The sequence below is a fragment of the Planomonospora algeriensis genome, assembly GCF_977012225.1.
Genome location: NZ_CDRNDK010000277.1, coordinates 1 through 8,709 on the forward strand (window position 1 = coordinate 1; position 8,709 = coordinate 8,709).

The 8,709-nt window shown below is 73.2% G+C and carries 9 protein-coding genes; 6 read left to right on the forward strand and 3 right to left on the reverse strand.

From position 1 onward, the window contains the following. On the reverse strand, positions 1-634 hold a 634-nt coding region (locus tag ACWJ6R_RS24250), incomplete at its 3' end, for a BadF/BadG/BcrA/BcrD ATPase family protein (RefSeq protein ID WP_449064438.1). 71 nt (positions 635-705) lie between these two features. On the opposite strand from ACWJ6R_RS24250, the gene ACWJ6R_RS24255 reads away from it, so the two are divergent. The 6 genes from ACWJ6R_RS24255 (at position 706) to ACWJ6R_RS24280 (ending at position 7,242) form a co-directional block, all read left to right on the forward strand. Next, positions 706-1,581, forward strand: a complete 876-nt coding sequence (locus ACWJ6R_RS24255; protein WP_449064439.1) for a MurR/RpiR family transcriptional regulator — start codon at positions 706-708, stop codon at positions 1,579-1,581. After that, the gene (locus ACWJ6R_RS24260) at positions 1,578-2,366 is read left to right on the forward strand and encodes a sugar isomerase domain-containing protein (protein ID WP_449064440.1); all 789 of its coding nucleotides are present in this window, start codon (positions 1,578-1,580) and stop codon (positions 2,364-2,366) included. The genes ACWJ6R_RS24255 and ACWJ6R_RS24260 overlap by 4 nt, the downstream gene beginning before the upstream one ends. Positions 2,367-2,605: 239 nt before the next feature. After that, on the forward strand, positions 2,606-3,997 hold the full coding sequence (locus ACWJ6R_RS24265) for a cellulose binding domain-containing protein (protein WP_449064441.1): 1,392 nt from the start codon (positions 2,606-2,608) through the stop codon (positions 3,995-3,997). A gap of 132 nt (positions 3,998-4,129) precedes the next feature. Beyond that, on the forward strand, positions 4,130-5,401 hold the full coding sequence (locus ACWJ6R_RS24270; RefSeq protein WP_449064442.1) for a sugar ABC transporter substrate-binding protein: 1,272 nt from the start codon (positions 4,130-4,132) through the stop codon (positions 5,399-5,401). 9 nt (positions 5,402-5,410) lie between these two features. Further along, positions 5,411-6,304: a carbohydrate ABC transporter permease gene (locus ACWJ6R_RS24275; protein WP_449064443.1), complete on the forward strand. Its 894-nt coding sequence runs from the start codon at positions 5,411-5,413 to the stop codon at positions 6,302-6,304. Then, positions 6,301-7,242 (forward strand): carbohydrate ABC transporter permease, encoded by a 942-nt coding sequence (locus tag ACWJ6R_RS24280; RefSeq protein WP_449064444.1) that lies wholly within the window; start codon positions 6,301-6,303, stop codon positions 7,240-7,242. Before ACWJ6R_RS24275 ends, ACWJ6R_RS24280 begins: the two co-directional genes overlap by 4 nt. Positions 7,243-7,332: 90 nt before the next feature. Here the strand turns inward: ACWJ6R_RS24280 and ACWJ6R_RS24285 are convergent, their stop codons facing one another. Both ACWJ6R_RS24285 and ACWJ6R_RS24290 read right to left on the reverse strand, forming a co-directional pair. After that, on the reverse strand, positions 7,333-7,752 hold the full coding sequence (locus ACWJ6R_RS24285) for an Rrf2 family transcriptional regulator (RefSeq protein WP_449064445.1): 420 nt from the start codon (positions 7,750-7,752) through the stop codon (positions 7,333-7,335). Between the two features lie 6 nt (positions 7,753-7,758). Next, entirely contained in the window at positions 7,759-8,640 is an 882-nt protein-coding gene (locus ACWJ6R_RS24290; RefSeq protein WP_449064446.1) for an ABC transporter permease, read from the reverse strand. Between the last annotated feature and the right edge of the window lie 69 nt (positions 8,641-8,709).

The window sequence follows — 8,709 nt, forward strand, 5'->3', positions numbered from 1 at the left end:
CCCTCGGCCTCGGCCTCTCCGACTCGGCCTCCCCCTCGTCCCGGGCCCCTGCCGCGGTCTCGGGCAGCAGGTGCCCGACGACGAGCCGGGCGAGCGGTCCCAGGTCGCGCCGCGGCCGTCCCGATCCGGCCTGCCGGACGGCGGTGCGGGCCGCGGCCCGGCCGAGCCAGAACGCCGAACCCTCATCGCCCAGCAGCCAGCCGTGCCCGTCCGCCACCGCCACCGGCTCGTGGCCGGTGATCCTCGCCGCGACGGCCCCGGTGCCGGAGATCAGGACGGTGCCGGACGGCGCGGCCGTACCCGCCGCGAAGGCGACCACCGCGTCGCCCACCACCCGGGGCGGGACCACCGGTCCGCAGTCGAGCACGGTCCGCTCGAAGACCGCCCGCACGGCCGGGTCGCGGAGCGTCGCCGCACCGGCCAGGCCGACGGTCACCGCTCTGACCTCGGCCGGGTCCAGCGAGGCCAGGGCCCCGCGCACGGCCAGTCCGAGGTTGGCGAACGCCCGCGCGGCGCCGAGCGCCGCCGGATTGCCGCCGCCCGCCCGGCCGCGGCCCACCACGTCCCCCTGCGACGTGACGGTCACGGCGCGGGACGACGTCCCGCCGGCGTCCACGCCCAGCATCAGATCCATGTGAAAATTATTACCTCCGAGGCTTGACCATGCCAGTCTCTGAGCATAATTTTCACCGCAAGGACGAAGGGATGACGGTGGAACTGCTGCATCTGATCAGGACCGAGCAGGACGAGATGCCCGAGGCGCTGCGGAAGGTGGCCGAGGTGATCCTCGCCGCCCCGGCCGCCGCCGCCCGGTTGACCATCGTCGACCTGGCCGAGCGGAGCGCCACCTCGACCGCCACGATCACCCGCTTCTGCCGGGCGCTCGGCTTCGGCGGCTACGCCGAGCTGCGCGTCGCTCTCGCCACGGAGACCGGCCGGGTCGCGCAGCAGCGCTGGGAGACCGACATCGGGCAGGAGATCCTGCCCGACGACGGGCTCGAGCGGGTGCTGGGCGTGGTCTCCGGCAACGACATCCGGCTGATCCAGGAGACCGCCGCGCAGCTCGACCTGGCCTCCGTGGAGAAGATCGCGAGCGCGATCGCCCAGGCCGGCCGGGTGCTGCTGTTCGGGGTCTCCAGCAGCGCGGCGGTGGCCAGCGAGATGGAATACCGCCTGCAGCGCATCCGCGTCCCCACCTGGAGCAGGTCCGACGCGCACAGCGCGCTCACCGACGCCGCGCTGCTCGGCCAGGGCGACGTGGCGATCGGCATCTCGCACAGCGGCAGGACCCGTGAGGTCATCGAGGTGCTCGCCGAGGCCGGCAGCCACGGCGCCGTCACCGTGGCGGTCACCTCCCATCCGAGGTCGCCGCTGGCGGAGGTGGCCGAGCTGGTCGTCACCACGGCCAGCAGGGGGACGACGTTCCGCTCCGACGGCTTCGCCGCCATCCACTCCCAGCTGCTCGTCCTCGACGTGGTCTACGTCTCGGTCGCGCAGCGCACCTACGAGCGCACCCGGGACGCGTTCGACCTGACCGCCCGCGCGGTGACCGGGCACCGGCTCCCCAGAGGAGAGAAATGAGTGCAGAGACCGGCACGGCCTCAGGGACGATCGCCCTTCCCGATCCGGACGCCTACGTCCGGCACGTCGCCCGGCTCGTCCGGGAGATCCCCGTCGAGCAGGCGGGCCCCATCGCGGCGGCGGCCGACCTGGTCGTCAGGGCGCTGAACCGGGGCGGCGTCGTCCAGGCGTTCGGCTCGGGGCACTCCGAGGCGGTCGCCATGGAGGTCGCCGGCCGCGCGGGAGGGCTGGTGCCGACCAACCGGCTCGCGCTGCGCGACATCGTCCTGTACGGCGGGGCCGACCGCACCGAACTCGAACGATACGACCTCGAACGCGACCCGGCGGTCGCGCACCGGATCCTCGACGCCGCCCCGGTCGAGGCCGGCGACCTGTTCGTGATCATCTCCAGCTCGGGCGTCAACGGCGTCGTCGTCGAGCTGGCCTCCCTGGTGAAGGAGCGCGGCCACGACCTGGTCGCCCTCACCTCGCTCGCGCACAGCTCCGCCGTACCGGCCAAGCACCCCTCCGGCCGCAAGCTCTGCGACCTCGCCGACGTGGTGCTCGACAACCGCGCTCCGTACGGCGACGCGGTTCTGCCCCTGCCCGGCGGGGGCGCCGTCGCCGCCGTGTCCACGATCACCTCGGTGCTGCTCGCCCAGCTCGTCGTCACCCGGGCGGTGGCGGAGCTGCTCGCCGCGGGCGAGGCTCCGCCGGTCTACCTGTCGGCGAACGTCCCGGAGGGAGACGCGCACAACCTCGCCCTGGAGGCCCGCTACGCCGGCCGCATTCGCAGGGGCGGCTGATCCGGCCCCGAACCCCGACCTCGACTTCGAACCCGAACCCCGCACCGCACCGGGTCCCGGGGATGAAACCCTCCCGGCGCGGCGGTGCCCGGTCCGCAGGGGGCCGGACGGGGACACCCTCCGCACAGCGCATCCGCACTACAACATCCGCACCGCAGCACATCCGCACCGTCCACGACGGAGGCCGTCTTCGTCATGCCAGGAAACACCTCGGGGGCCGTTCACAAGGAGATCCCGCCATGCGCCGAACCCCCTGGAAAACCGTCCTCGCCCTAGCCGTCCCCCTCCTCCTGGCCGCGGTCGCGCTCGCCCCGGCGGCCACCGCCGCCCAGTCGCTGCGCCTGCAGTACAGGACCAGCTCCACCACGGCCGTCACCGCCCAGGCCGAGCCGTGGTTCAAGCTGGTCAACGACGGCACCGCTCCCGTCGCGCTCGCCCAGGTGAAGATCCGCTACTACTTCCGGGGCGAGACCGGCTACCGCTTCGCCTGCTCGTGGGCGAGGGTCGGCTGCTCCACCGTGACCGGCCGGTTCGTCCCGCTGGCGGACCCGGTGCCGGCCGCCGACCGCTACCTGGAGGTCGGCTTCGCCTCCGGGACGCTGGCGCCCGGGGCGGACACCGGCGACCTGCAGCTCCGCTTCCACCGCACCGACTGGCAGAACTTCACGCAGTCCGACGACCATTCCTTCGGCGCGGACCGCACGGCCTACGGCGACTGGGACAAGGTGACCGTCCATCTCGACGGGCGGCTCGTCTGGGGCACGCCTGCGGGCGGGGACGCCGAGCCCACGCCGACGCCGACGGTCACCCCGACCGGTGAGCCGGGCGGTCAGGGCGTCCTGTTCGACGACTTCTCCTACACCGGATCGTCCGACCCCCGCCTGGCCCAGCGCGGCTGGACCGTGCGCTCCAGCGCGGGCGGCCCCGGCGTGCCCGGCGCCACCTGGTCCCCCGCCGCGGTGACCTTCCCATCGGCGGGTGGCGGTCAGGTCCTGCAGCTCGACTCCTCCACCGACGGCACCGGCGCGGGCACCGTCCACACCGAGCTGTCCACGGCCGCCCGCAAGTTCCACGAGGGCACCTACGCCGCCCGGGTGAGGTTCAGCGACGCCCCGGTCTCCGGCCCCGACGGCGAGCACGTGGTGCAGACGTTCTTCACCATCACCCCGCTGCGGCAGAACATGGACCCCGACTACGGCGAGCTGGACTTCGAGTACCTCCCCAACGGCGGCTGGGGCGAGCCCGGCAACATCCTCTACGCCACCAGCTGGGAGACCTACCAGGCCGACCCATGGCAGGCGGTCAACGTCCACACCGAGGAGCGGGCGAGCTTCGCCGGCTGGCACGACCTGGTCGTGCAGGTCTCCGGCGGCCGCATCCGCTACTACGTCGACGGGCGCCTGTTCGCCGACCACGGCGGCGAGTACTACCCCGAGACGCCCATGTGGATCATGTTCAACCAGTGGTTCATCGACCTGCAGGGCGGTTCCGCCCGGCGCACCTACCGCCAGCAGGTCGACTGGGTCTACCACAGCAGGAACGAGGTCGTCCCGCCCGCCGAGGTGCTGAGCAGGGTCGGCGCCCTCCGCGCCGCCTCCACCGCGTTCACCGACACCGTCCCGAGCCCTTGAGGACCCGGTGCGGCTCCCGCCCGGGAGCCGCACCGGCCCGGGCCGCACCCCGTGCCTGCCCGGCCCGTATCCCGGCCGCACCCCGCACCCACCCGGCCCACGGGCAGTGCCCCCGAAGAAAGCAGAGACGCGATGAAGCATCGACTCCTGGCCGCCGCGGCCGCGCTGGCCCTGACCGCCACCGCCGCCGCCTGCGGCTCCGGTCCCGGCGGCGGGTCCGCCGCCCCCGCAGACTCCGGGCCCGTCAGGCTCACCGTCTGGATCATGGACGGGAGCGTCACCGACGAGCTCGTCAAGCGTTTCGAGACCGACTACGAGAGCGCCCATCCCGGCGTGGAGCTCGACGTCCAGATCCAGGCCTGGGACGGCATCGGCGAGCGGGTCACCGCCGCCCTGGCCAGTACGGACGCCCCCGACGTGATCGAGGTCGGCAACACCCAGGTCGCCCAGTACGCCGCCAGCGGCGGGGTCGCCGACCTCAGCGGCAAGGTCGCCGACCTCGGCGGCGCCGACTGGATCCCCGGCCTGGCCCAGCCGGGCAACATCGACGGCCGGCAGTACGGCGTGCCCTGGTACGCCGCCAACCGGGTCGTCGTCTACAACAAGGACCTGTTCGCGAAGGCCGGGATCGAGGCGCCGCCCAGGACCCGCGACGAGTGGCTGGAGATCACCGCCAGGCTCGACCGGGGCGGGAACCAGGGCATCTACCTCACCGGGCAGACGTGGTACGCGCTCGCCGGGTTCATCTGGGACGAGGGCGGCGACCTCGCCGTCAAGGAGGGCGGCAGGTGGAAGGGCGCCCTCGACACCCCGCAGGCCCTGGCCGGCATGGACTTCTACCGCCGGCTCCAGGCCCTCGGCAAGGGACCCAAGGACGCCGACGAGGCCAATCCCCCGCAGCACGAGGTGTTCGCGCAGGGCAGGGTCGCCCAGATGATCAGTGTGCCGGGCGGCGCGGCCCGGGTGCTGGAGGTCGCACCGGAGATGAAGGGGAAGATGGGCTTCTTCCCGATCCCCGGCAAGACGGCCGGCAAGCCCGGCGCGGTGTTCACCGGCGGCTCCGACCTGATCATCCCGGCGGCGTCGCGGCACCCGGACGCCGCCTACGAAGTGGTCAAGGCCCTGGCCGGGGAGGACTTCCAGACCGAGCTGGCCAAGGCGATGAACTTCGTGCCGAACAGAGCCTCGCTGGCACACGTGCTCGACGCCGACGAGGGCACCGCCGCCATGGCCCGGGGCGCCGCGAACGGCAGGGCCACGCCCAACACGCCGAACTGGGCGGCGGTCGAGGCCACCTCGGTGATCAAGCAGTACATGACCGCCGTGCTGACCGGCAAGGATCCGGCGGCCGAGGCGCGCAAGGCCTCCGAGGCCATCACCACGACCCTCAACAGCGGATCCTGAGGGACCCGCGTGCGGACCAGGAACCTCTGGCCCTATCTGCTCATCGCCCCCACCGTGGCCGGGGGCGTGTTCCTGCTGCTCTACCCGCTGCTGCGCGCCGCGCTGATCTCCGTACAGCACTTCCGGATGGGCGAGCTCGTCCGGGGCGGCGCGCGGCTCGCCGGCCTGGACAACTACCGCGAGCTGCTGGCCGCCGAGGAGTTCTGGACGGTCACGCTGCGCACCTTCGTCTGGACCGCGGTCAACGTGGTGCTCATCGTGGGCCTGTCGACCGCCGTCGCGCTCATGCTGGCGCGGCTCGGCCGCCGTATGCGCGTCGCCCTGATGAGCGTGCTCGCCCTGGTCTGGGCCACCCCGGTCATCGCGGCCACGACGATCTTCCAGTGGCTGTTCCAGTCGGAGCTGGGGATCGTCAACCGGCTGCTGGTGGCACTGGGCTTCGACTCGTTCCAGGGCCACTCGTGGTTCGCCGACGGCGGGGCGATGTTCGGCGTGCTGGTGGCGCTGGTGGTCTGGCAGTCGGTGCCGTTCGCCGCGCTCACCCTCTACGCGGGCCTGACCACGATCCCCACCGAGCTGTACGAGTCGGCCCGGATCGACGGCGGCACCGGCCCGCAGATCTTCACCCGGGTGACCTTCCCGATCCTGCGGCCGATGTTCGCGCTCATCACCTCGCTGGAGGTGATCTGGGTCTTCAAGTGCTTCCCGCAGATCTGGGTGCTCGGCCAGGGCGGGCCCGACAGCGCGACCACCACGCTGCCGGTCTACGCCTTCAAGGTCGCCCGGGTCCTGCACCGCTACGACCTGGGCTCGGCCGTCGCCATGCTCACCGTCGCCGTCCTGGCCGTCGCGCTGGCCGGCAACCTGCGGCGGATGCTCCGCCAGGAAGGAGCCGGCTCGTGAGGACGCTCCCGGCAGGAAGGAACCGGCCCGCGGGAACACGTCCGGCCGAGGGGAGGGCGGGCGGCGGGGCGTCCACCGGGGCTCCCACCGGGGCGGCGCGGCGGAGGCGGCCGGTACGGCCCGGCAGGATCGCCCTCAACGCCTGCGCCGCGGCCGTGCTCGCCGTCATGGCCTTCCCGGTCTACTGGATGTTCGCCACCGCCTTCCGGCCGACGGCGGAGATCCAGGCCGGGACGCCGGGCCTGTGGCCCGCGCACCCGACCCTGGAGCACTTCGCCACCGCCGTGGCCGCCGACGGGTTCTGGACGTTCTGGCGCAACAGCCTGGCCGTCACCGCCGCCGCCGTGCTGCTGGCCCTGGCGGTGGCCCTGCTCTCGGCCGTGGCCGTGGCCCGGATGCGCTGGCGCGGCAGAGGGCCCTTCATCGTCATGGTCTTCGCCGCGCAGATGGCGCCGTGGGAGGCGTTGCTGGTGCCGATGTTCGTCATCGCCCGGGACACCGGGCTGCTCGACTCCCTGGCGATGCTCACCGGCGTCTACTTCATGATCACACTGCCGTTCACGATCGTGACGCTGCGCGGCTTCCTGGCCGCGGTCCCCGCAGAGCTGGAGGAGGCCGCGCTGGTCGACGGCTGCACCCGCCCGGCCGCCTTCCGCAAGGTGGTCTTCCCGCTGCTCGCGCCGGGGCTGATGGCCACCTCGCTGTTCGGGTTCGTCACGGCGTGGAACGAGTTCGCGTTCGTCAACGTGCTGATCATCAAGGACCAGGACAAGCGCACCCTTCCCGTCTGGCTCTCGTCCTTCCGCGACGTGTTCGGCACCGACTGGGGCGCCACCATGGCCGCCGCCACCCTGTTCGCGCTGCCGGTGCTGGTGGTCTTCCTGTTCCTGCAGCGCCGGGTGGGCGCGGGCCTGACCGCCGGCGCGGTGAAGGGCTGATCCCGCGGTGAAGGGCGATCCTGGGGCGAAGGGCTGGTTCCGCGGCGAAGGAGCGGCCCCGGGGTGAAGGAGCGGTCCTGGGGCCCGCCGCTACCTCCCGCCGGCCGGCGGGAGGACACCGGGCACCGTCCCCCTGGTGATGTCGGCCAGGGTGATCTCGGTGAGCAGCCGCTCCTCGTGGTCGCGCAGCACGCTCCACACGTCGGCCAGCGGCCCGGCCACCCCCGGGTACCCGCCGTGGTCACCGCCCTCCGGGACGCCCTCCACGATCGTGACGACGTCGGCCAGGGTGATCTCCTCGGCCGGCCGGGTCAGCCAGTAGCCGCCGTCGGAGCCGCGCCTGCTGTGCAGCAGCCCGCCCCTCCTGAGCTGGAGCAGGATGTTGTCCAGGAACCTGCGCGGGATGCTCTGGGCCTCGGCGATCCGCTCGGCGGGCACGGGGCCGGGCGGCGCGGCGGCCAGCTCGGCCACCGCGCGCAGGGCGTACCGGGTTCGGGCTGAGGTCCGCATGACGGCTCAGTCGGCGGCCTGGTGCAGGCCCCACCGGCGGCGCAGGGCGTTGTCGGCGGCCCCGAACAGCACGTCCACCACGATGCCGATCACCAGGATCACGATCATCGTCGCGAGCAGGCCCGGCGAGTCGGCCAGTTCCCGGGCGAAGTGCAGCTGCTCGCCGAGGGACGGCTGGTTGGCGATGATGACCAGCAGCTCACCGGCCATCAGGGAACGCCAGGCGAAGGCCCAGCCCTGCTTCAGCCCGGCCAGGAACGACGGCAGGGAGGCGGGCAGGATCACGTGCCGGTAGAGCCGGAGCCGCCGCAGGCCGAGCATGTGCCCGGCGCGCAGCAGGATCGGCGGGGTGTAGTCGACCCCGGCGATGAGCCCGTTGGCGATGGACGGCGCGGCGCCCAGCACGACGACGAACATGATGGCGCTCTCGGTCAGCCCGAACAGCAGGATCGCCAGCGGGAACCAGGCGATCGACGGCATGGTCTGCAGGCCGGTGATCAGCGAGCCCACGGCCTGGCGCAGCGGGCGGATGCGCGAGACGAGCGCACCGACCACGAGGCCGACCGCGATCGCCAGCGCGAACCCGGTGACCGCGCGCCGCATGGTGACGGTCACGGCCGTGTAGAACTCCGCCTCGCCGAGGCGCTCGGCGAGCACGCCGAGGGTCGTGACGGGGCCGGCGAAGACGTACTCGGGCCACCAGCCGGCCAGCACGACCAGCTGCCAGGCCGCCAGGACGAGCGCGACGGCGGACGCGATCGGCCAGATCCCGGACCAGACGCGGAAGGCGAGCCCCCTGCGCTGCCGGGTGGTCAGCTCCAGCGCGTCGAGACCGGCGAGCTGCCGGGCGTGGACGTCGCCGCGCCGGGTGTCGGCGTCAACGGCCATCTCGGGCCACCTCCCAGGGTGCTCCGCCGGCGGCGGGAAGGGTCGGTACGGCGGGGGGCGGCGGGGGCG

Bases quoted from the DNA above. Each gene is read 5' to 3' on its own strand.
- ACWJ6R_RS24285 (WP_449064445.1), bottom strand. From the start codon at position 7,752: ATGCGGACCTCAGCCCGAACCCGGTACGCCCTGCGCGCGGTGGCCGAG.
- ACWJ6R_RS24270 (WP_449064442.1), top strand. From the start codon at position 4,130: ATGAAGCATCGACTCCTGGCCGCCGCGGCCGCGCTGGCCCTGACCGCC.
- ACWJ6R_RS24260 (WP_449064440.1), top strand. From the start codon at position 1,578: ATGAGTGCAGAGACCGGCACGGCCTCAGGGACGATCGCCCTTCCCGAT.
- ACWJ6R_RS24290 (WP_449064446.1), bottom strand. From the start codon at position 8,640: ATGGCCGTTGACGCCGACACCCGGCGCGGCGACGTCCACGCCCGGCAG.
- ACWJ6R_RS24255 (WP_449064439.1), top strand. From the start codon at position 706: ATGACGGTGGAACTGCTGCATCTGATCAGGACCGAGCAGGACGAGATG.
- ACWJ6R_RS24265 (WP_449064441.1), top strand. From the start codon at position 2,606: ATGCGCCGAACCCCCTGGAAAACCGTCCTCGCCCTAGCCGTCCCCCTC.